The organism is Thiohalophilus thiocyanatoxydans, from assembly GCF_004366735.1.
In the GTDB taxonomy this organism is placed as follows: Bacteria; Pseudomonadota; Gammaproteobacteria; order UBA6429; family Thiohalophilaceae; genus Thiohalophilus; species Thiohalophilus thiocyanatoxydans.
Genome location: NZ_SOQX01000001.1, coordinates 1 through 21147 on the forward strand (window position 1 = coordinate 1; position 21147 = coordinate 21147).

The window sequence follows — 21147 nt, forward strand, 5'->3', positions numbered from 1 at the left end:
ATGGGTGTTCATCCGGGCCTCCTGGCGGTTGGTTTGGGTTTGCACCGCCAATTGTCCGGGTAGGTGCCGGATGAACAACCTACTGAGAGATCACACCTAGGTGCTAGCAAAAATATAACAACTGAAAATATCCGCCAAAAGAAAAGCCGGGCATTTGCCCGGCTTTTGCTTTTGTTTCCTCGGCCCTCGTGACTCGTCCCTCGTCACTCCCCAAAGGGGGGGCCGGAGGCCTATTGGCTTTCGCCGACCATGTATTCCACGGCGGCCTTGACTTCCTCGTCGCTCAGGCCGGCGTTACCGCCTTTGGGCGGCATACCCTTGAAGCCGTTGATGGCGTGGTCGAACAGGGTATCGTTACCCTTGGCGATGCGATCTTCCCAGGCACCTTTGTCACCCAGTACCGGTGCGCCGGCCGCTCCCGTACCGTGGCAAGCCATACAGGCCGAGTTATAGACTGACTGGCCGTCAGCACCCCCGCCGCTGCCTCCTGCTGCTTCTTCTTGCTTGACTTCCGCCGTGTTCACCTCGCCGATGGGCGCAATCCGCTCTTCGACCGCTGCCTGAACCCTGGGATCCTGCTGGGCATCGACCGAATCCTTGCCACTGATGGCGTTGGCGCCGATGATCGCCAGCACCATGAACACCAGCAAACCGATAAGAATCGCCACAAATACCTTCATAAAGTCCGTGTCTTTTTGATCCACGCTGCTCCCCTCTACGTTTAGCCCAATTCGGCCCGGCGGCGGAAAACGCCCGACCCTGTCAATACAACGCCTATTATAATAGGAATCCGCCGACGCCACCACCGCCCGAACGGTGGCGCATTCCCGTGTGGACGAAACAGGGCAGGAGCGGTAAGCTACGCGCTGTCCCGGCCCACAAAACCGATAATTTTACTGGGGTATACTGTTCACACGGCCGTCGCCTGAATACCCGTCGCATGCACTCGCACAGGGCCGCGGTCGGCCCGAAGGTCACGGTCAAAAAATCGACACTACCACCGAGTTTCCAGCATCCGGAAGTAGACCGCCAGGTGGCCAGGCGAAATCCTGTCGAACACAACACGCCTGCATTACGTTACAATACCGAATAACGCGCCCGTAGCTCAGCTGGATAGAGTATCGGTCTCCGACACCGAAGGTCACAGGTTCGAATCCTGTCGGGCGCGCCATAAAATGCAAAAGGGTCTTCCTTGTGAAGGCCCTTTTGCATTTTCGGCCCAACACCAGAATTTCGAACCTGTGACCGCAGGTCAAATAAGGTTCGACAAATTTGTCTGGAACAAATTTGGGCAACGCGAAGCGTTGTCCGCAGGGCGAGGGCCAGGGATGGCCCGAGTCAATCCTGTCGGCGCGCCAAATAATTAAAAGCCCATGCTAGCTAGCATGGGCTTTTTGCTTTACGACCGCAGAATAAGAACCTGTGAAACAGGTTCGGCCCATCAGTGTCGGCCCGGATGAAAGAATCACCCCTCTCCTTCATATAACTTAAGTAAGTGTCCGAATACCGACACGGAACTGACGTGCAGTCGAAACCTTCAGGGTGGTATTCACAGCACGTTATAGAGGTACGGATTCAGTAGTTAGAGCCAGGGGGAACCGGTACTTATAATACCTGAGTTAGAATGGATGGTCAGTAACAAGGCAATAGGGGTTATATCAAATGCACCGCATTCAATCCATTACCCCGGTCAGACTCATTAAACCGAATACGCTTAATTTCACGGCATTGCCCTGTCGTTTCATCCAGGTCCAGCATGGCTGCGCATAGCGTACCTTCGCCACTCGCAACCGCCATTTGTTCCGATTTTTTTTCAATCAGACAGCGGAGCATCTTCTCAGTGTCAAGCCCGACAATCGAATCATAGCACCCGCTCATACCAACATCCGTGATATAGCCCGTTCCGTTCGGCAAAATGCACTCGTCCGCGGTAGGCACATGTGTATGTGTTCCGACCACCGCAGAAACCTTGCCGTCGAGATGCCAGCCCATTGCGATTTTCTCGCTGGCCGCCTCGGCATGCATATCCACAATAACAGCACTAATATCGTCGGTTTTCTCGGCCAGGACCCGATCGGCGACGGCAAAGGGGCAATCAAGTCCGGAAGGCATAAAAATATTACCAAGAAGATTCAGAATACCGATCTTTTGACCCTTTCGGGTTGTAAAAATATACCAGCCGGATCCGGGTGAAGCGACAGGGTAGTTATGCGGGCGCAACAGCCTGGGCTCTGTTTTAATATAGTCGAAAACCTCCTTCTTATCCCAGGCATGGTTCCCGTTAGTCAGAACGTCAATACCAAGATCGAATAACGCCGTGGCATCTGAACGCGTAACACCTTTCCCATCGGAGATATTCTCCGCATTAGCAATGATCAGCTCAACATCGTATTGATCCCGCAAGAACGGCAAAACCGAAGCTATCGCACGAAGCCCCGGTTTTCCGACAATATCACCAATAAAAAGCACATACATGCAAGGTGGTCCTGGGTTAAACTGTGAAAGGTTGCCTTATTTACCTTGCAGTCAAATCATGGAGATGCATTGCATTTATTTATTGTTAACCGATGAAATAATCAAATCCATGATGATTTGTCAAATTTTCGATTCAAAATCTACCCGACCCAATCAGTCATATGGACTGGGCGAGATTATCAGGATTTAAAATACCCTCAATCTCGGATTGGAGTATCCCATGTACTTACAGAATTTCATTACCATGGCGATGTTGATCGCGCAAGCTCTGGCTCATATATTTCCCAATCATGGCAAGCAGGCGAACGCCTTCCTGAGTTCCTGGATCACGGGCTACTCGCCACATGCAGCCCAGGCCACCTTTTGCCGGCGGTGCTGCTGCAACATCCTGACTGGCGGAATGAATTGCCTCTGACAAAGCAATCAGCAGGTACTGACTATCAGGTTTGTCAAGGACCTGAAGCAATCGCATCAAGCCTTCATTACGAGTCAGACGATCAAGTAAATTCAGACCTTCACTCATCGTACCGGCAATTCGGGTCACAATTTCATCAGACATCGCATCTCTAGCAGCGCTAACGAGGTTTGCGATTTCGACCAACCCCTTGAGCTCGTCGTCAGTTATTTCATTGATCCGGCTTTCAGCTTCTGTTGTCATAACGAAGAATCCTTAAAGTAGTCCGCGCACACTGGTCCAGTACATTTGGTTATACGCCATTTTGAACCAATGCATGGGCCTTGATGAAGGTTTAAGATCAGGCGGGTTCTTGTAATCGAACATCGCATGGGTTGCGCTGTCATGACCGGTCTCAATAAAGCAGTACACCTTGCCGTCATAATCCCTGACTGGAGTACCAATCTTGATGATTGATGCAATATTCTCAGCAACAACCTCGGCTTCAAAATGCGCAGCTGAACCCGTTTTGCTGACAGGAAGATTCGTTGTATCCCCTAGCACATAGACGTTGTCGTGACCATTCATGGTTAGTTGATGCCGATCAGTTGGAATCCAGCCGCCAGCACCAAGATTGCTCTTTTCTATTACTTCCATTCCACTGTGAGGGGGGATTGCGATAAGCATATCGTAAGCTGTTTCGGTGCCTTCCTCGCTTCTGACAATGTTGTTTTCACTATCCACTTCCTTGACATTGAACAATGTCTCGTACTCAATACCCATTCTATCGAACTCGGGCTTTGCCCATTTTGCGACATTTTCAATAGTATGAATTCTTCCAATGGGATAATGGTATTTTATATTTATCTTGTCACGAACCCCTCTGGCCTTGAAGTAGTCATGAAGTGAAAAAATCAACTCGACCGGAGCAATCGGGCACTTGTGAGGAACGCCGACCACAACGGCAACTGTTCCTTCCTCAATTGATCGTAATTTCCTGAACATCTTTAGCGCCGATTCTTCTGTATAGAATGTCTCCGCACCTTCTGTCATACCTGGAATTTGTTCCGGAACAATTCTCGATCCTGTGGCGATAACGAGAATATCGTAATCGTAAGTCTCTCCGCTTTTGGTCACGACTCGCTCTTTATCTATCTGAAATTCAACAGCGGGATCAACATGGAAATCGACAGACTGTTCCAAAAGACTTTTCTGATCGCGATAAAGCTGATCGGGTGTCATTTGGCCAAATGCGACATATAAAAGCCCGGGCTGGTACATATGCTTATCGGAGTCGGACAGCATCGTAATATGAACTTTTCGGGAACGAATTTCGGCGGATAAGCGTCGCGCCAGATTATTGGCCAGTATAGTCCCGCCGGTGCCACCACCGACTATTAATATTCTCATTTCATTCTCCTATCGAATTCAGACCCTGATTGGCATCAACAGGATCGACCCATCGCACCGCAAACCAAAAAAATGTTCTATTTTGTTTTGCGGATCTTGATATGCCAGACACCGTCTATTTGCTCATTACTTAATAGCTCGTGACCGACCTTGGTTACCCATTCCGGCACATCAGCACCAGAGCCTTCATCAGTAGACAAAAGCTCGAGAACGTCACCGACATCAGCCTGTTTCATATATGTTATAAGCTCCATGAGTGGCCCAGGGCAAAAAGTGTCACGCGCATCTATAGTCTTGATATCACTCATTACATACTTCTCCATTCGTATTTCATTGCGTTTTCGATCAGAACGTAAATACCTGACCGCCCTCGGCATCACTAAGGTAGCGAGTTAGTCCCGTTGCAGGCCCGACTTCTGAATCCAGATCATCCTGCGAAATTTTCATCAAGTCCATAGCCATTGAACAGGGCAATAACCTTGCATCACCCAACTCGACAGCTTGTTGAAACAGCTGTTTGAAAGGTGGAACACCTTTCTGGTCCATCAGCTCGCCGAGCTCACCTTCGACAGATGCATCCTCGCTTCGGCCTTTAACAAAAAAGGTCAAAGCGTTCATTGACAAAAATACGGACACATCCTCTCCGGTAGACGCAGCGACAGACGCGATCATAGCCGCCATTTGCAGCTTCTCACGCGTTCCTGTCGTACATATGATACTTATCTTTTGTGGCATAACAGCCTTACCTCGCATCCTTATTTCAGAATTGATTCAATCCCAAGCCTGCGACTAAACCTGACACAAATCGCTTGAGACCCAAATCCACATCATTCACACGGTAATAGTTTATGTACGCTGGACATAATATTTGTCTTCTACTCCTTGGATTCCTTGACCCATGAGAACTTCTTGATAAGCATCACGCAGATACTATCCAGAATATAACCCACAGCCCCGATAACAAGAATCATTGCCATAAGGTTATCGTAAGTCATCCCCTCACGGGCATCCTGAATTGCGTAACCGAAACCTGAGGTAACGCCAAGAAATTCAGCTGGAACAATAACAATCCAGGCAACACCCAGGGCAAGTCGTATACCGGTCAAAACATCAAAAGCTATTGCAGGCATTATAATCGTTTTGAGAATATGCCATGGATTCGCGCCAAGATTACGTGCAACCTTGAACCAATTAGGATCGACTTTTTCAAGGCCGGCGGCCGTTGCATACACAATAGGCCACACAGCTGCAATAGTAACCAGAAAGATAATCGCATCATTCCATGTCGCAAAAGCAACCACCGCGATTGGTTCCCAGGATAGAGGGCTTATCATTCTTATAAACTGGAACGGCACATTGGTCAGCTTCTTGGCCCATACAATACGGCCAATCACGATACCAACAGGTACACCAATGGCAATCGCATACATAAGCCCCATCCCCAGTCGATACATGCTGTTCATAAGCGCATCGGGGATTGTTCCTCGAACCCACAAATCAGGCATTGCCTCAAATGCCGGGATAAGCCCAAAATTGGCATAATGTGCATACTCAGGATTCTGAGTTATCACATAGACCGTTGCCCACCATATGGCAAACAGCACCCCCAGGCCGACAACGAAATTACCTGCTCCACACATAGTGCATTTGAGCAAGTAGTACATTTGAGGCCCAAACACATAGTTTCCGGCACTTCTTTTCTTTACTTCATCAGATACGACAGCATTCATTAAACACCCACCTTCATTTTAACAGCCCACAGAGGTAGCTCCATAAGGTTAATTCCGTGTTTGATTTTATGCATACTATTCATTTGTTTGTCCTGCTTTAATTCTGTGCCCCGTGGCACACTTGTTCAGGAACCCATTCAGCCTGCACGATCCAGTACTGTTCCGACTCTGTTTATCTTTAACAGTCACAGCCTGACTTAACCGCGATGCCAGCTAAAGCGTCTAATCAGTACGACTAACAGAGTGTCAAGCGTGTACCCAATGACGCCAATGGTTACGACAATGGCTGTCAGATGATCATATGACAAGGTTTCGCGTGAATCCTGTATTGAATAACCGAGGCCCGTCGTTACACCAAGATATTCGGCAGGAATGAGAACAATCCAGGCTACACCAAGCGCAAGACGCAAACCTGACAGAATATCAAATGTTATCGCCGGGATGATTATTCGGGTTAGCATGTGCATCGGTCTGGCCCCCAAATTACGAGCAACCATAAACCATGCCGGATCCACCTTGGCCAGGCCTGCTGCAGTCGAGAACATGACCGGCCACACCGCTGCTATTGCGAGGAGAAATACGATCGATCCATGCCATTCAGAAAACACATAGACAACAATAGGCATCCATGACAATGGGCTGACCATACGAATGAACTGGAATGGAGAGTTGGTCAGTTCACGAAAGCGCTTTTTTCTTCCCACAAGGATACCAAGCGGTATTCCCACTATCACTGCGATGAGCAAGCCTTCGCTCAATCGGTGCATACTTACTGCTACTGCAGTTTGCAACTTTCCGATTTCCAACAGTTCAGGGAACGCCTTCAAGGTTGGTATCAATCCAAACTTGGAAAACGTGCGGGTATCAGGATTCTGTTCAATATAGTAGCCAAACACGAGCCAGAGAGCGGCCAGAATACCGAGCCCCGAAATAGCCCAACCAAGCCGGGCAACCATCGGATTCCTGAAGAATCCGATAACCCCCCCACTGGTTATGGTTGCTGGCTTAGCAGGCACATTCATACCTTAATTACCTCCTCCCTTACGAAGGGATCTTCACCTTCTGCATAGCCCAGTCCATCTTTCCACTGCGGATACTTTTCCAGTGCGGATTTAATGTAGTCATACTGGAACAGATCATTGCTAACATGCTCTCCAGTCAGACCTTCTAAGAAACCTGTCTCGCCGGTAACAATAGTCTGTTTCAACTCACTGACTATGCGACGTGTGGCAGACGGATAAGGCCACCCTGTGAAATTAATCCGATCTTGTTCCCAATCCAGATTCTGGATTGCGTGCGGGTTCTTGTAGTAAGCCGGGTCATAGAACATCATTGCACGCTCGATAACTTCGGCCGGAAATGGCATATATTTCTTGCCATCTTTTGAAAAGATTTGCGCCATTTCTTTTCGATTATCGCCCAGATACAGCTGTGCGCGAACGATGGCGTTATGCACTTTTTGCGACCATTCCGCCCTCTCCGGGTCCATCGCATCCTCTTCATGCATGGCCACAACACAGCAGGGATGATTTTTCCAGATGTCACCGTTGAAGCGCAGTATTTCGCCCCGAGCCCTGAGCTCACCCATGGCACAGAACGGTTCAGCTACACAGTAACCATCGATTTGGCGTGACGCGAGAGCCGGCGGCATATCAGGCGGGTTTAATACCAGGAAGTTACATTCATCCTCAGCAAGCTCGGCATTCTGCGGGCGTATTACCGGTTTGATGCCATGCTCTTTCAGCAGCATTTGCGAGACAATGTTGTGCATCGAATACCAGTACGGCATAGCGAATTGCTTTCCGCCCATATCTTTGGGAGATTTGATACCGCTATTCTTATGAACAACCATGGCCGAGCCATTGGTATGATCCCAGGCGGTAACTTTGACTGGATAATTGTTGTTGTAGCGCATCCAGATCGGGATGGGGGCAAGCAAATGCGTCAGATTGAACCGATGAGACGCAAACGCTTCGACCAGGGGTGACCAGCCACGAATTAGTGTCGGCCTGACTGAGTCAAGACCTTCATCCTTGAAATAGCCCAGCTCATGGGCTGCGAGCAATGCAGCGGCATCTGTAATCGGGATATAACCGATTCGTACCACGGGGTCGAAGACTTTTGTCGCAAGTTTCTCCTGCGCTAACAGCGACGACATCGCACCCATACTACCAAGACCGGCCACGGCCGCACCTGCTTTCACGAGGTTACGCCGACTGATCCCCATACCCATACCGTTACTAAATCGCGGGTCATAGTCCAGTTTAAGGTTGGGATCGTCGATGCCGTCACCATGCTTTTTATAATCGAGCGGTTTTCCGACAATTTTATTACCACTTCGGTGTTCTGGTCGTTTCTTAGCCATTGTCTGTCTCCTAAATAATGCTTACGCATTTTGTGTTGTAGGTACTACAGCTCGCCTCTCTCAACTTGGCTTTACCGTTAAATCACTCAAATATATTTATTGGCCAGATGCAGCCGCAGGAGCCTCCTCTTTAGAGTAAGCAGCCTGTTCGAATGTTGTCATCAGACGTGAACGCAATTCCTGTACTGAAGGGTCCTGGCGCTCTCTTGGATCCGGAAGATCTACATCAAGTTTATGAACAATATTTCCCGGAGAACCAGCCATAATCACCGCGCGATCCGCCATGATAATAGCCTCATCGATGTCGTGAGTGACAAATACAATATTGAACCCCAGTCTTTTGGCAATAGCACGGACATCTTTCTGAAGAGACGCTCGCGTGAACGCATCAAGTGCTGAAAACGGTTCATCCAGCAACAGTAGCTCCGGTTCCATAACCAGCGACCTGGCAAGTGCGACACGTTGCTGCTGTCCACCAGATAGGTCCTGTACATTGGAGTCAACATGCGGCTTTAGTTCTACAAGTTCGATTGCTTCATCAACACGTTTCTTTATTTCATTTTTTGACCAGCGCGCGAATGTCAAGCCAACTCCGACATTTTCCCTGACCGTCATCCAGGGGAACAGGTGTGGGGCCTGAAACATCATTACCCACCTCGGTGAAGGTGACTCCACGGACTCGCCATTCAATAGTGCTTTTCCCTCTGTTGGCTTAAGGACACCAGCCAGAATATGCAGAAGGGTGGATTTTCCACAGCCTGAGCGGCCTATGATTGCCAGTACTTCCCCGGGAGGAGACACCAGATCAATCTTGTTAAAGGTTAATGGACTCTTGGCATTGTAACGATGCGTAAGCCCCTCAATTTTGATCTCTGTTCCACGTATCGACATCTACTTAACCTCTGACTAATCGTTATTGCCATCACCACCAGGGTACATAGCGTTAATCAATTCACATCCATCCTGGGCGGGTTCTCAGGTAGCACACATAACCTCATTGCATTACTTTACTGAAGACTCCAACTGACACTTGTCTAATCATGCGCTTTTAAATCGTTTTTCAAGCTCTGCCATGCGACCAGCAAGCTCATTTTCCTCCAGCAATCCACGCTTAATCATTGAGTGAGCCAGAGCCAGCAATTGCCGTTCAGGAAAAGGGACATCTTCGTAAATCGTTTCCGACAACTCATCTTCCTCTGTACGACGCTCGAGGGATGGTAATGCACAGGTGTCAGTATCGACTTCCTCATATGGCTTGACACACGAATCGGCGGCGAGAAGATCACAGGTTGTTTCGAGGGTAATCTTCCACGGCGGATCCGGATTAGTTACTCCATATTGCGTCGACAAATCTTCCCACACCTTCCCTCTGGACAAAATTTCCTGCAGAAGTGGAATAGGCGTCGTATCAACAACGTAATCTTTTTGATTACTGTTACCGTCTTTCATCGATGCGTTCATGGCTCACTCCTAGCTTTCATTAATGGTCATGCTGCACGGGATTAATTGCTTTGCGAATCGGCCGTTTTGCATTGGATGTGATACCCGGTTTTGGTACTGCCACACCAATCAGACAGTCACGTGTCACAATCTCTGCGAGCTGATCTTCTGTCCAGCCTTCTGTACCTTCAGGCCGAACCGGCATGACGATATAACGGGTTTTTTGATTGGAATCAGCAACTCTGACCTGGACTTCCGGAGGCAATTGCAATCCAAATTCGGCGAGAACTTGACGTGGCCAACGGACAAGTCGACGACGGTAGTTCGGGGTACGATACCACTCGGGTGACTGGCCAAGAATCGGACGCGGATAGCATGAACACAGGGTACACACGACTACATGCTTGAGTGTCGGCGTGTCCACCAGGACGCGAAGATTACAATAGTCACTTGGCGTACCGAACTGGGTCGGCGGGCTGGTTACCCAGTCAACACCTACTGCCTTGCTTGCTTCAACCCCATCTTCCTCACACAGCTTTTTATACTCGGGATCAAGCCAGGCTTTGGCAACCAGGCGCGCAGCAGGCAGCGGTCCGAGAGTGTGGACATATTCAGTCCAGACTCGGTGGTCTTCAGCAGAGAACAGTCCTTTCTCAATAGAGAGCTCACGAACCGCTGCTTCGAGTATCTCAAAATCGCTAACTTCTTCAACCATCGGTGCTGCTTTGTGACCATGGTCGTGTTTATGATCGTGATCTGACATCTTTAATTCCTCTTATTCAATAATGTCCGCTTGAAACGTTAAGCCGACTCGAGGTAGCGTTCGGGAAACTCGGTCTCTAACGTGTCGTTTTCATACGTATCACTGTACTCAGGCCAGAGTTCTTTTTGCTTGAATGCGACACTGTAAAACCAGACAGGATTGTCCTCGTTACCAAATGCCTCATCCTCAGCAGCCGGACTCTCATATACCAGCTCGGTGACAGTGCCTACCGCCCCGCGCGTATACGTCATAGTACGCGTATAGAAAATGTCCGGCAGATCCTTGATTCGTACGCGATCGCCTACATTGAATTTCGGCTTTCCGGCCATGCCTTTAAAACATTGCGGGTCGCCGATACCGGTCGCCATTTTGGCGTGATGTTCTCTATCGTAAACAGGTTTAGCCATTGCGCTTTTTCACCTCTTCAATTTTGTCTACAAGTTCGGGCAGCGTACAGTACTGCTTATCGATCAGAATTCTTGCTGCTGTCAGCAACCACCGCCCGTAATATGGCAACCCCAGATACTGCGTCTGACCAACATCAACATTCTGCTTGCGGCGTCGCTCTTCGGCAGTCCATACGCCGCGCCAGGCAAGACATTCACAGGTTGCGAATGTATTCAGCTCCCACTGTTCTTCTTCTTTCTCTTCCCACACAATCGGCACGTCCGGCTCACCACCCACATCATGCGGGGTGCGTATATATGCACGCCAAAGCGTATGGTCGATTTCATCCGGTGACGGGGCATGCGTTTGCTTGTGTAATGCTGGCTGCATAAGACCGACAGTACTGATGTGTCGGAGAACTTCTTCTCTGGTAGACGATGACATTGTTTCTGACTCCTCTGTAGCTATTCAGCAATTCAACTTGCGTTGGCTCTATATAAATATATTCTTATATAGCAACATTATTATCCTGGAAGACCACCATACTCCGTCTGATTGTCTCCAATAATTTTTTGTACTGCCCTACTGCTCATCTGGAGCAGTACTCTGTCTTAATGACAGTTTTACTATGGCCCATCGGGAATTCCATTTCCAAGACTAAATCCTGATGAGGCCTATAGGTCCTGACAATGCGATTTTATAAGTACCCGCGGCCTAAAGATTAAATGCTTCCTGATAAATACTTGAAACAGTCGTTTGTATGTCCAGAAACACTGTGCTGAGTATTGGCTTGTCACCATCTACCCGTTACTTTACCAATATTCAATTACTTCATTGATCATGACAAATGATGTTTATAACCTGTTATTTGTCTGCCATTGGCGTCTGGTACACTACTGCAGTCCTGCGTAACAGATAGGTATAATAATTACACGCAGCAAAAAAGGTCCCGTTCTCCATTGCCCTGTATTGCTCGCCTAGCCAGATATCCACTGCCTGTTCTGAAAACAGTCCCGCGCGTTTTACATAAGGCGCATAAGTTTCAGCAAACGTCCTGAAATAACTTCCATCACCAATTTCAACAACCGCATCACCCCAGGCATTCGTCAACTCCAGCCCCATTTCTGGCAATAGACGAGGTAAATCACGCATAATTTTCGGATTATTAAAGGTGGTTGATGCCAGCGCATTATCCATTTTCTGACCAAGGCTGTGATCCGGACATGCATAAGTCAGTGATGCATAATCCCCATCAAATATTGCCACCATACCTCCCGGACGGACGACTCGCGCCATTTCAGCGAGAACTTCTACCGGGTCCGTTACATGGCTTATCACGGTATGCGCGATAACGATATCAAATTCGCCGGAATCAAAAATGAGGTTATGGACGTCCCCAACCTGGAAGCTTGTTCGGCCATCCGTTCCTTCATCCTGGGCAAATTTATTCGCAGCAGAAATAAATGAAGGACATTGATCGACACCGAAAGCAGTGCCTGTGAATTCCGGGCGCCTGGAAAGACTTCTTAGAATAACACCTGTTCCGCAACCCACTTCCAGGATTTTGTCTGAAGATTTAATGTCTATTTGATCTACGTATTTATCAAACAGCTCTGAAAATATCGGTACTTGTGCGCGACTTTCAAGTCGACCTATAAGCCGTTGATGGGCTTCCTCATCAAGTTCATTAACAAAGCGATGTGGATCGGCCAATGGTAAATCCTCTTGTGGTCTTCAAATAGTCCATAATTTGTCTTATTTATAACAACAACTTACGCCAGGATTCCTCACCATGATTTATAGGGAAGGAATTTGCCGTTCAGAGTTACTACAACACGATCCCCATTTGGGTCCTCCTGCTTTTCAATGTTCATTGAAAAATCAATCGCGCTCATAATCCCGTCACCGAACTTGTCACTGATTATTTCCTTGATAGTCTCGCCATACACTCCGACGATCTCGTACCAGCGATAAATTACCGGATCTGTAGGCACAACCTGACTCCATGTCTTAAGTGGATATTTTTGCAGTGCAATTGAGACATCCTCACCCAGATCAAGCAATGTGGCTACCGCGTCAGCACTCTTTTTTTCAAGATGGTTCATACCAAGGCAGGCGGAACATGTAAACTCGGGCGACAATCCTGCTGCTTCTGCAAGCGAATCCCACTTGAGTCCTTTGTCATATTTAGCTTTCAATATTGCTTCTTTCATTTCTTCTTTCTTCATGACGTATCCTGTTACTTGTTCGATCCCTTGAATCACAATATTGTTCTGTCACCAGCCTTTAATTACCAAACCAGGGAGAGCTTTTCTCCCTGGTCTAATCTATATGAATGACAGAACTTGTTATGTCAGGCTCTGGACAAAAAACAGGCCACCAGTCAAAAATGCCGCAACACTGCCAACCCGCGCCACAATGCCACGTACTTTTTCAGAATGTGCTGCGATTTTTTCAAGCCCATATACTCCGCCGGCTATCAGTGCGTACTGAATTGCCGCGAAACCTGCCAGATAAGCCAGTAGAGGCGTTGTTTCTGCACCGACGATGGCTTCACCATAGGCGTAGCCATGCAATACACCGCTCAGGACAAAAACCGAGCTCAGCACGATTGCCCCGAGATAATGGCGGGTTACTGCCAGCACGCCTCCGATAACGACAGTCAGAGCAATCAGGGTTTCTGCCATGGGGATATTTGCCGCACCCAGATGCAGCACTGTGCCGCCAATAGTTGCCCCGATAAATGCAATCGGCACCAGGTAACGGGCTGACCCTTTCAGTGCACAGGCCAGAAGTATGGCAATTACGAGAAATGCGAAATGATCAAGACCGATAATGGGGTGGCCCAGACCTGACATGAGCCCTTGCCCAAATGTCTCTGGCGTCATTCCCCCCATCGGGTGATGCGCGAAGGCCGGTGATGACACGGTTAGCAGAAATGCACCAATTACGGCGAGTTTCCCGCGCAAGGAGTTGTTCTGAAAAGTGTTTACGGTACTCATATCAATTACCCTCACTGTTAACTACTTTTGTTATCCGGCTGGTACGTAGCCGTACTCGACTATTCGCGTAAATAGATATTTAAAAACTTGTCCTGGCCTGTAACCTGCCATGGCCTGATTACTCTTCCAGGGCCTATGTATAAATATCTTCTAATATAATTATCTAGTCATAACTTCCAGCAACTGACCAGACTCACACTAAGTACAATGCATACTGCATGATTCAGCAGGAAGTCAGCTTTTGTTGAAATAAACTATGTACGATGCGATTATAGTTTTCCAAGATTAAATTCCGATGGGCCCTATAGGAGTTGGCTATGGCTCGTAACAGCATCTTTCCACGTTCTGTTCACTATCTGCTCGCCGTCGCGGAACACCAGAGTTTTACGCGTGCTGCTGAAGCGCTGTATGTCTCACAGCCCTCACTCTCACAACAAATCAAGCAGCTTGAGGATTTGCTCAACATACAGTTACTCGACCGTACAGGCCGCCATGTCAAGCTGACTCCAGCTGGTGAGGTTTATTTGCACCATGCCCGACGTGCTCTAAAAGAGCTTGATGAAGCAAAGCGAGCAATTCATGAACTCAAGGATCTGAGTCGCGGACATCTGCGTATAGCCATGACACCGATTACAGACTATCTGGCTATTCCGCTACTGGTTCAATTCCATGCCCGCTATCCCGGAATCACCGTCAACACAATAGAAATGCCTCAAAACGACATGAAAGACGCTCTCGTTGGTGACCATGTTGATATCGGCATTGCCTTCAGCAGCACGCTTACAACAGAGGGCTATCCCGGAATAACTGACAGTCAGACTCTGTTTAACGAAACACTCAGCATAACCTTCGGCAAGCACCATCCTCTCGCCGGTAAAAAAGGTCCCTTGAGCAAACACGCCCTGGAACAGGAACCCCTTGTATTGTTCAATACCAACTATGCTGTTCGGTCACATATTGATCAATACTGTCTTGAACATGGCATCACACCGCACATTGCTGTCGAAGCGACTTCTCTTAGCGTCATTATTGAAATGATTCGATTAGGCAACATCGCCACCATACTTCCCGATACTATCGCCTGCCATCAACATGGGCTTGAGTCAATTGCCATATTGCCAGAGCTTCCACATCACACAATAAGCCTGATTAACCGCAAAGACATGAATAAAAGTCCGGCATGCCAGGCCTTTGAAGAACTGGCGGCCGAATGGTCAGCGGCCAGGTGTCAAATCAAACCACGACACAGAATCCGACCCTGCCCCTTGACCGACTCTTGCGCAACTGATGAGTCAAAGATGGAGACCGATGAGGCATGGCACGAGGAAGCCTGAGAAAGTATCAATACACCTCGAGCGGATCTTTTTTTGGCTTTTCTCTTTGCAAAAAAAAGAGTCGCGAACAAATACCCCTTCAAATATTTGTTCCGACTCAAATGGGAGGACCCACTACAGCTTTCACTTTTAGATACTTACACCCGATAACTGTTTAACACGGCATCAGAAATTCATACTTCCCCATATCCACATCTTGTCTGTATCCACTTTTCCAGCCGCAGCATCCCCGGCGGAATAAGAAGCATACTTGATGCCTGCTGTATAAATCTTATGAAATTTCTTCGCATACAGCAGATTAATTTCGTCGCCAAGATCATCAATCGTTGAGGTCGAATCATCCGCACTGAAATCGTGGTAAACAGCAAGCCACTTACCCCCGCCGAATTTCCCACCCAGTGAGACATAAAGGTCTGCTAAACCCTGATCGGGAGTTGACAAAAACTGATCTGACCAGCCATTGAATGCATGAACAGTCGCCAACGGTGTGGAGAAACCATAATTACTGCTATCCGATCCAAGAAGCTCATAACCAACTTTTGCAGTCATTCCACTGAACACCATACCACCTTCCAGAAGTGCATAATCGGCGTCGTTTTCATTACCACTATCCTTGGACTCCTGTGTAGCGTATTCCAGAGTGTAAAGGTATTTATTGTCATCACCTGTAGAACCTACCAGTCGCAGCCCATATGTGTCATGGGAATTATCCGTATCATTATCCTGCTCGAGAAGATACGCATAACCGCTCAGGTTTCCTATTGGAGTTTTATAGGAGGCGTTAAAAAGATTATCCTTGGCGTCAATATCCTTGACCTCTGCAAATATTCGATTCCGCTTTGTTACATAGGCATAGTTAACTAGCAGATCATCAACCGGAGAAAAGCTCAAACTCAGCGCGTCGTACGTTTGCCTGTCCTGGCGCCAACCAACCGCGCCTATGAAACGTTCATTATCAAAAGTAATGGCCTGCCGCCCGTATTTGACTGCTGTTGTACCCGAAGCATATTTTACAAAGCCCTGATCAACCTCGGTAACCTCGGGATCGAGAATCGGTGAGTAAGTCCCACTATTAAAATCGGTCAGTGGAACAGAATAGTCATCCTCTCCCACAATCCGGATATCTTCCATGCCCAACGTGGCTGAAAATCCCTTGTAATCCGCAGTGCTATAACCTAATCGTGTAAGCAAGGTTAAAGCCGAGGCATCTTTGAGCGTATTATCCTGGTCAACTGCCTCATACCTCAAACGCATATCTACACTTGACTTCCCGCTTGTCAATGCCTCAGTAAGACTATCAGCCGCCAGAGCGACGTCATAACTCGCCATTGCAGCCAATATCGTCAACGATATCTTTTTCATGCGTATCTCCTGTTTTGTGTTTTGCTATCAGCATATTTCGGAGAATCAATTTCCCTATCACTACGTTTAACAGCAAACCCCATACGACCAACACAACATTATTTTCAGGTCGAAAATACTTCGACTCTCACGCATAAAGCATAATGATAGCTACTAACGTACTGTTTTTTGGTAACTTATCAAGTCATCAAACGCACGACATCAGACCATCCACATCTACTCACGTAGAATTTTTCATGCCGATACCTTTTGCCAGATGCACTATGTCCAAAACGCTGACGATTTACCAAGACTAAATTCCGATGAAGGTTATAGGCACAAACTATAGATAGTATTTAATAACTTACTGAAATAGATAGCTGACGCGAAAACTGAAAACCAGCATATCCTCATCACGCTCCTCATCACCTGTATCAAATTTGCTGTGTTTTATCCATTGTAATGAGGGCGTTAACTGTATTCCGTCGCTAAACGCATAACGAAGATAGAGCTCGGATTGGTACCGGTTGTTCATTTTCGCCTGGATCTTTTTTGACACTCCTGTTCTGGCCAACGCAGCGCCAAGTGTATGACCAGTCACATCAGTCTCCAGCGCCAACCCGATAAAATCACTTACCTCAGAAACATCACTGTTTGCCATACCAAGTCGAATATTCAACTGGTACTGATAGAGTTTATGATCGCTACTCATGTAGATCCCATAATTATCATCTACCTGCCCTGAACCATCGATATATGACGTGTCTGCCGTACTTTGCCATAGTCCGACTCGCCATATATTTCGCGCTTTCTGCCAATACAGTTCCGTACCGATAAAAACGCCTTTGCCACTTGCACCTATATCAAACAACTCCGAATAGGAGACATCCGGATTATCCGCGAGCCCATGAGAGCTGGTAAGCAACAAATTCATACCAGGTCGGCCGCTTGTCCGCTCAATATGCATACACGCACCCAGAGAGTAATCCGGAAAGGCAATAGTCGGATTATTGACAAAAGGAGTCGAGAGAAACTGGCGCGTCTCGTCATTTGCCACTCTGCTGGAGTCCAGGCGACAATCGGGATCCAGCAAACCAATTGTCAAAGAATTATCACCAAAACTCCGGGAATAATGCACTTCAGAGATCTGAAGTCGACCTTTACCATCTCGATCAAGAGCTGTTCCCGCATCACCATTTGCTTCCGGAATTTCGTTACTTATACCATTAGTCCTTGGGCTCAGGTTTGCTTCAGCATAAGTCGTCACTATCCCGTTTCCCACAGGTAGCTCCGCGACCAGATCGACCGAAACCAGACCTTCTTCTTCGATGCGTTTGTCATTGGCATTCTGATATGTGGCAGTCAACCCGCCCTGAACCTGAATATCTCCCTCTCTTTCGAGTAGCACACCGTGACGGATTTGCGGCTCATCAGCCCAGACAATTGGACACACAACACTGATAAATAAAGTAATTTTAATTCTTGTCCATAAAGTGTGCATTTCCCCTTCCCCCGACCCGAATTTCAGGCTTTTCTTGTACCTCACTAATTCAAAATATGATTACGCAACAGCCAAAATGACTCACGGAATTCCTTACTTTACTTTTCTTATTTTATGCAGTTATTTCCCAATATTCTGGTTATCTATAACTATTCTTCTGAAATAACTGAATCCTTCCTGGAAGGAAGCTTTTCATCCAGCAATTCGATCCAGTGATTCACCGCTACAGGTGACACAGCCGAAAGGTGAGTCAAACAACCAATATTTGCTGTAGCGATTGATTCAGGGCGACTTGCCAATAGAGTCTTCAACTTTTGAAATCGAAGTGACTTTGCTATACCTCTTTGCAGGATCGAATATGTTCCTGCCGACCCACAACACATAAACGAATAGGCGACAGGTACCAGCTTGAATCCTGCACGTTTGAGCAACTTTTCAACTACACCATTCAACTTCTCTCCGTGCTGCAGACTGCAGGATGATTGAAATGCGATTCGTTTAACGTCACCCTGTTCGGACAGTTTGATGTAATCAGGCCATTCTTCCTCAACGACCTCCGCGATATCTTTTGTCATATCCGTTATACGCTTAGCTTTGTCACAATATTCCGGATCATCCTGTAACATGTCACCGTACTCACGAAACTGCATTCCACATCCACTTGCAGTCAGCACGATTGCTTCTGCACCTGACTCGATGTGAGACCATAAATTATCAATATTTCGGCGCATCAACTCTCTCGCCTCTTCCGTTGCTCCCATATGCTGGCTAACAGCGCCGCAACACCCCTCGCCAGCGGGAATTATTCTTATTCCAAAGCGATCCAATACTCGCGACGCCGCCGCATTGATATCCGGTGCCAACGCAGGTTGTACGCAACCTTGCCAAATAACCATCCTGCGCTGGTGAGGGCGATCAGGCCATTCACCAGCCTTGCGTCGTACCGGGATAGTTTCTTTCATCGACGCCGGGAGAAATGTCCGAAAAAACTGTCCTGCACGCAGCAACACGGTAAATCGGAATCTGTGTAAAAGTATCGAACGAATCATTTTCCGTGTTATCTTTTCTTTGAGCGGACGCGGTACATTCTTTTCAACCAACTCCCTGCCGATATCCAGTAAACGTCCGTATCCAACGCCCTGTGGACAACTTGTTTCACAGGAACGACAGGTCAGACAGCGGTCGAGATGAATTTTCAGATTTTCTCCAATCGTCTTTCCTTCAAGGGTTTTCAACGTATATGCTGGTGGAAGATAATCCTGACTGGGCTCTACTTCTTCAAGATATTGCTTGATTAAATAGATGCGACCCCGTGGACCATCCCACTCGTCATCGAGCAGACGAAATGTCGGGCAAGTAAATGTACATTGCCCGCATTGCACACAGGGCAAAAGCAGATTCTCAGCTTCTCTCCCCAGAACCGTATCCTGATATCTTTCGGATAGTTCTACTTTCATATCAATACCCCTGAAGGTAGTCACGTATTTCGATCTGACTAAAAATCGAAACTGCCTTATATCCAGATATATAGACAAAACAATTAAGGCATTTTTAGTTAACGAACAACGAACTACCAGTTTCCTGATGGCGTCCGTACACGGTTCGTTTAACTCGATCAGACAGAGTTATACTGACTATGATTCAGAGTTCAATTGATGTCCAAGACCTTATTTCGATTGGCCTTATAGGTATTGATAATAGACTTGCCGTTTTACGTCAGACCCTATATTTGCTGACACAACAGTACGCCTGTTTAAAAATGCCTGTTTTCAGCTTTTTTTAGTGGACAGAGCTTGGTCAATAGTTCGGAATACTGATACACAGATGGCGGGAATGTTGATTCAAAAAGCAGCTTGCTGCCACATACGGTCGGCCCTGTGAGTTGAATAAACGCGCAGGTTCTGCCGACAGAAAGGAATATAAATAAGCTTGCCCCGCTGCCGTTCTGATGCAGATTTGACGACAGCAGAAGCCGTGTCGCGGCAACTATACCGGACGTGTGATAACAGGACTTTAGCGAAGATTTAATGAGTTGTTCTTATACTGTACAGCTCGTGAGCCCCCGACGAACTTTCGGCTTGCCAGTGAAGTCACTTACAACAGTTTACCTTCCACTATCGGAACAATATGTCCCCCGACCTTGACCTGACAACCTTTTGAGTCTGAGCGACTTTCCAGGTATATCAACGATGGACGGCCGATTTTATTACCCTGTTCGATTCGCAAGGAAAAGTCCTTTTTCACGCGATACTGATATTTCTGCAAGTAGGCTCCGAGAAATGCCGCTCCATTCCCGGTCGCCGGATCTTCACGGACCCCGCCCGCCTCGAAGAAAAACCTGGCACTCAAGTCATTATCCGGGTCCGCTGTCTCATTACAAAATACATAAACAAGCGGCGGAAACCCTTGTTTTTCAAGGAAATTATAACGCTCCAGATCGAGCTGGCAACGCTCCAACGCACCCAGATTTTTAAGTGGAACGATTATCGCCGAGGTACCGGCTGCCAGAAGCTGAACCGGTAAACCCGGCTCCATATCCGCAACGGCTATCCCCAATGCCGCTGCCACAGGCTCAGGTTCACTGGTTTTGCCGAATGACACCGCGGGAGAAGCAAACCAAACCGTCTCCCTGCCATCAGCCGAGATGCCAAACTCAACCTCTATCTGTCCGATTTTAAGATTGATTGTTATTCGCCCGGGCCGATTCGATATCACATAGTGAGCGAGAATCCACGCACTGCCCAGAATCGGATGGCCCGCAAAGTCGATCTCCCTTGACGGGGTGAATATGCGAAGCGCATAACTGCCGTCACCCCCGGCAACGGGTGTCAAAAAGGTTGTTTCGGAAAAGTTTGTTTCTGCGGCGATTCGCTGCATTGTTTCTTCCGGCAGTGTCTGCTCGGTGAGTACAATAGCCAACGGGTTCCCCGAGTAGGGCTGTTCGGCAAAAACATCGACAATATAAAAATCATATGCCATAAAGAGTCCCTGTCCTGTCTATTACC

Annotated in this window: 20 protein-coding genes, 1 tRNA gene and 1 pseudogene; 2 read left to right on the plus strand and 20 right to left on the minus strand. The window is 47.6% G+C overall.

Annotated features, from left to right (window positions below; translation table 11 throughout):
* Positions 1–230 precede the first annotated feature (230 nt).
* A complete protein-coding gene (locus tag EDC23_RS00005) occupies positions 231–704 on the minus strand; it encodes a c-type cytochrome (RefSeq protein WP_208321226.1) in 474 nt (157 codons plus the stop codon).
* Between the two features lie 390 nt (positions 705–1094).
* Between EDC23_RS00005 and EDC23_RS00010 the strand changes: the two genes are divergently transcribed.
* Positions 1095–1171, plus strand: a tRNA-Arg gene (locus EDC23_RS00010).
* A 482-nt stretch (positions 1172–1653) separates the two neighbouring features.
* Here EDC23_RS00010 and EDC23_RS00015 read toward each other — a convergent pair.
* The 15 genes and pseudogenes from EDC23_RS00015 to EDC23_RS00085 form a co-directional block, all read right to left on the minus strand.
* Positions 1654–2475 (minus strand): TIGR00282 family metallophosphoesterase, encoded by an 822-nt coding sequence (locus tag EDC23_RS00015; protein WP_134080234.1) that lies wholly within the window; start codon positions 2473–2475, stop codon positions 1654–1656.
* A 226-nt stretch (positions 2476–2701) separates the two neighbouring features.
* A complete protein-coding gene (locus tag EDC23_RS00020) occupies positions 2702–3133 on the minus strand; it encodes an SPFH domain-containing protein (protein WP_208321227.1) in 432 nt (143 codons plus the stop codon).
* A gap of 12 nt (positions 3134–3145) precedes the next feature.
* Positions 3146–4279: an NAD(P)/FAD-dependent oxidoreductase gene (locus EDC23_RS00025; RefSeq protein ID WP_134080235.1), complete on the minus strand. Its 1134-nt coding sequence runs from the start codon at positions 4277–4279 to the stop codon at positions 3146–3148.
* Positions 4280–4356: 77 nt separating this feature from the next.
* Positions 4357–4587, minus strand: a complete 231-nt coding sequence (locus tag EDC23_RS00030; protein WP_134080236.1) for a sulfurtransferase TusA family protein — start codon at positions 4585–4587, stop codon at positions 4357–4359.
* Positions 4588–4624: 37 nt separating this feature from the next.
* Positions 4625–5014 (minus strand): DsrE/DsrF/DrsH-like family protein, encoded by a 390-nt coding sequence (locus tag EDC23_RS00035; protein WP_134080237.1) that lies wholly within the window; start codon positions 5012–5014, stop codon positions 4625–4627.
* A 140-nt stretch (positions 5015–5154) separates the two neighbouring features.
* Positions 5155–6009: an ABC transporter permease gene (locus tag EDC23_RS00040; protein ID WP_243830666.1), complete on the minus strand. Its 855-nt coding sequence runs from the start codon at positions 6007–6009 to the stop codon at positions 5155–5157.
* A 197-nt stretch (positions 6010–6206) separates the two neighbouring features.
* The gene (locus tag EDC23_RS00045; protein WP_243830667.1) at positions 6207–7031 is read right to left on the minus strand and encodes an ABC transporter permease; all 825 of its coding nucleotides are present in this window, start codon (positions 7029–7031) and stop codon (positions 6207–6209) included.
* The gene (locus tag EDC23_RS00050; RefSeq protein ID WP_134081210.1) at positions 7028–8242 is read right to left on the minus strand and encodes an ABC transporter substrate-binding protein; all 1215 of its coding nucleotides are present in this window, start codon (positions 8240–8242) and stop codon (positions 7028–7030) included. The genes EDC23_RS00045 and EDC23_RS00050 overlap by 4 nt, the downstream gene beginning before the upstream one ends.
* 228 nt (positions 8243–8470) lie before the next feature.
* A complete protein-coding gene (locus EDC23_RS00055; RefSeq protein ID WP_134080238.1) occupies positions 8471–9265 on the minus strand; it encodes an ABC transporter ATP-binding protein in 795 nt (264 codons plus the stop codon).
* A gap of 147 nt (positions 9266–9412) precedes the next feature.
* Positions 9413–9835: a hypothetical protein gene (locus EDC23_RS00060; RefSeq protein ID WP_208321228.1), complete on the minus strand. Its 423-nt coding sequence runs from the start codon at positions 9833–9835 to the stop codon at positions 9413–9415.
* A 19-nt stretch (positions 9836–9854) separates the two neighbouring features.
* A complete protein-coding gene (gene scnC / locus EDC23_RS00065; protein WP_134080239.1) occupies positions 9855–10577 on the minus strand; it encodes a thiocyanate hydrolase subunit gamma in 723 nt (240 codons plus the stop codon).
* A 38-nt stretch (positions 10578–10615) separates the two neighbouring features.
* Positions 10616–11408, minus strand: a pseudogene (locus EDC23_RS14390) (SH3-like domain-containing protein).
* Between the two features lie 420 nt (positions 11409–11828).
* Positions 11829–12677, minus strand: coding sequence for a methyltransferase domain-containing protein (locus EDC23_RS00075; protein WP_134080240.1), 849 nt, complete (start codon positions 12675–12677; stop codon positions 11829–11831).
* A 74-nt stretch (positions 12678–12751) separates the two neighbouring features.
* Positions 12752–13192, minus strand: a complete 441-nt coding sequence (gene cynS / locus EDC23_RS00080) for a cyanase (RefSeq protein ID WP_134080241.1) — start codon at positions 13190–13192, stop codon at positions 12752–12754.
* 120 nt (positions 13193–13312) lie between these two features.
* Positions 13313–13966 carry a HupE/UreJ family protein gene (locus EDC23_RS00085; protein ID WP_134080242.1) on the minus strand — a complete coding sequence of 218 codons (654 nt, stop codon included), beginning with the start codon at positions 13964–13966 and terminating at the stop codon, positions 13313–13315.
* A 317-nt stretch (positions 13967–14283) separates the two neighbouring features.
* Between EDC23_RS00085 and cynR the strand changes: the two genes are divergently transcribed.
* Positions 14284–15300, plus strand: coding sequence for a transcriptional regulator CynR (cynR, locus tag EDC23_RS00090; protein ID WP_208321231.1), 1017 nt, complete (start codon positions 14284–14286; stop codon positions 15298–15300).
* A gap of 165 nt (positions 15301–15465) precedes the next feature.
* Here cynR and EDC23_RS00095 read toward each other — a convergent pair whose 3' ends face one another.
* The 4 genes from EDC23_RS00095 to EDC23_RS00110 form a co-directional block, all read right to left on the minus strand.
* Positions 15466–16662, minus strand: coding sequence for an alginate export family protein (locus EDC23_RS00095; RefSeq protein ID WP_134080243.1), 1197 nt, complete (start codon positions 16660–16662; stop codon positions 15466–15468).
* A gap of 343 nt (positions 16663–17005) precedes the next feature.
* A complete protein-coding gene (locus tag EDC23_RS00100) occupies positions 17006–18142 on the minus strand; it encodes a carbohydrate porin (protein ID WP_134080244.1) in 1137 nt (378 codons plus the stop codon).
* A gap of 149 nt (positions 18143–18291) precedes the next feature.
* The gene (glcF, locus tag EDC23_RS00105; RefSeq protein ID WP_134080245.1) at positions 18292–19599 is read right to left on the minus strand and encodes a glycolate oxidase subunit GlcF; all 1308 of its coding nucleotides are present in this window, start codon (positions 19597–19599) and stop codon (positions 18292–18294) included.
* A 637-nt stretch (positions 19600–20236) separates the two neighbouring features.
* Positions 20237–21121 carry a PhzF family phenazine biosynthesis protein gene (locus EDC23_RS00110; RefSeq protein WP_134080246.1) on the minus strand — a complete coding sequence of 295 codons (885 nt, stop codon included), beginning with the start codon at positions 21119–21121 and terminating at the stop codon, positions 20237–20239.
* Positions 21122–21147 lie beyond the last annotated feature (26 nt).

Coding starts and splice junctions, on each gene's coding strand:
- EDC23_RS00015 (WP_134080234.1), bottom strand. CDS start 2,475: ATGTATGTGCTTTTTATTGGTGATATTGTCGGAAAACCGGGGCTTCGT.
- EDC23_RS00025 (WP_134080235.1), bottom strand. CDS start 4,279: ATGAGAATATTAATAGTCGGTGGTGGCACCGGCGGGACTATACTGGCC.
- cynS (WP_134080241.1), bottom strand. CDS start 13,192: ATGAAGAAAGAAGAAATGAAAGAAGCAATATTGAAAGCTAAATATGAC.
- glcF (WP_134080245.1), bottom strand. CDS start 19,599: ATGAAAGTAGAACTATCCGAAAGATATCAGGATACGGTTCTGGGGAGA.
- EDC23_RS00040 (WP_243830666.1), bottom strand. CDS start 6,009: ATGAATGCTGTCGTATCTGATGAAGTAAAGAAAAGAAGTGCCGGAAAC.
- EDC23_RS00045 (WP_243830667.1), bottom strand. CDS start 7,031: ATGAATGTGCCTGCTAAGCCAGCAACCATAACCAGTGGGGGGGTTATC.
- EDC23_RS00050 (WP_134081210.1), bottom strand. CDS start 8,242: ATGGGTATGGGGATCAGTCGGCGTAACCTCGTGAAAGCAGGTGCGGCC.
- EDC23_RS00035 (WP_134080237.1), bottom strand. CDS start 5,014: ATGCCACAAAAGATAAGTATCATATGTACGACAGGAACGCGTGAGAAG.
- cynR (WP_208321231.1), top strand. CDS start 14,284: ATGGCTCGTAACAGCATCTTTCCACGTTCTGTTCACTATCTGCTCGCC.
- EDC23_RS00110 (WP_134080246.1), bottom strand. CDS start 21,121: ATGGCATATGATTTTTATATTGTCGATGTTTTTGCCGAACAGCCCTAC.
- EDC23_RS00095 (WP_134080243.1), bottom strand. CDS start 16,662: ATGAAAAAGATATCGTTGACGATATTGGCTGCAATGGCGAGTTATGAC.
- EDC23_RS00100 (WP_134080244.1), bottom strand. CDS start 18,142: ATGCACACTTTATGGACAAGAATTAAAATTACTTTATTTATCAGTGTT.
- EDC23_RS00060 (WP_208321228.1), bottom strand. CDS start 9,835: ATGAACGCATCGATGAAAGACGGTAACAGTAATCAAAAAGATTACGTT.
- EDC23_RS00020 (WP_208321227.1), bottom strand. CDS start 3,133: ATGACAACAGAAGCTGAAAGCCGGATCAATGAAATAACTGACGACGAG.
- EDC23_RS00055 (WP_134080238.1), bottom strand. CDS start 9,265: ATGTCGATACGTGGAACAGAGATCAAAATTGAGGGGCTTACGCATCGT.
- EDC23_RS00030 (WP_134080236.1), bottom strand. CDS start 4,587: ATGAGTGATATCAAGACTATAGATGCGCGTGACACTTTTTGCCCTGGG.
- scnC (WP_134080239.1), bottom strand. CDS start 10,577: ATGTCAGATCACGATCATAAACACGACCATGGTCACAAAGCAGCACCG.
- EDC23_RS00085 (WP_134080242.1), bottom strand. CDS start 13,966: ATGAGTACCGTAAACACTTTTCAGAACAACTCCTTGCGCGGGAAACTC.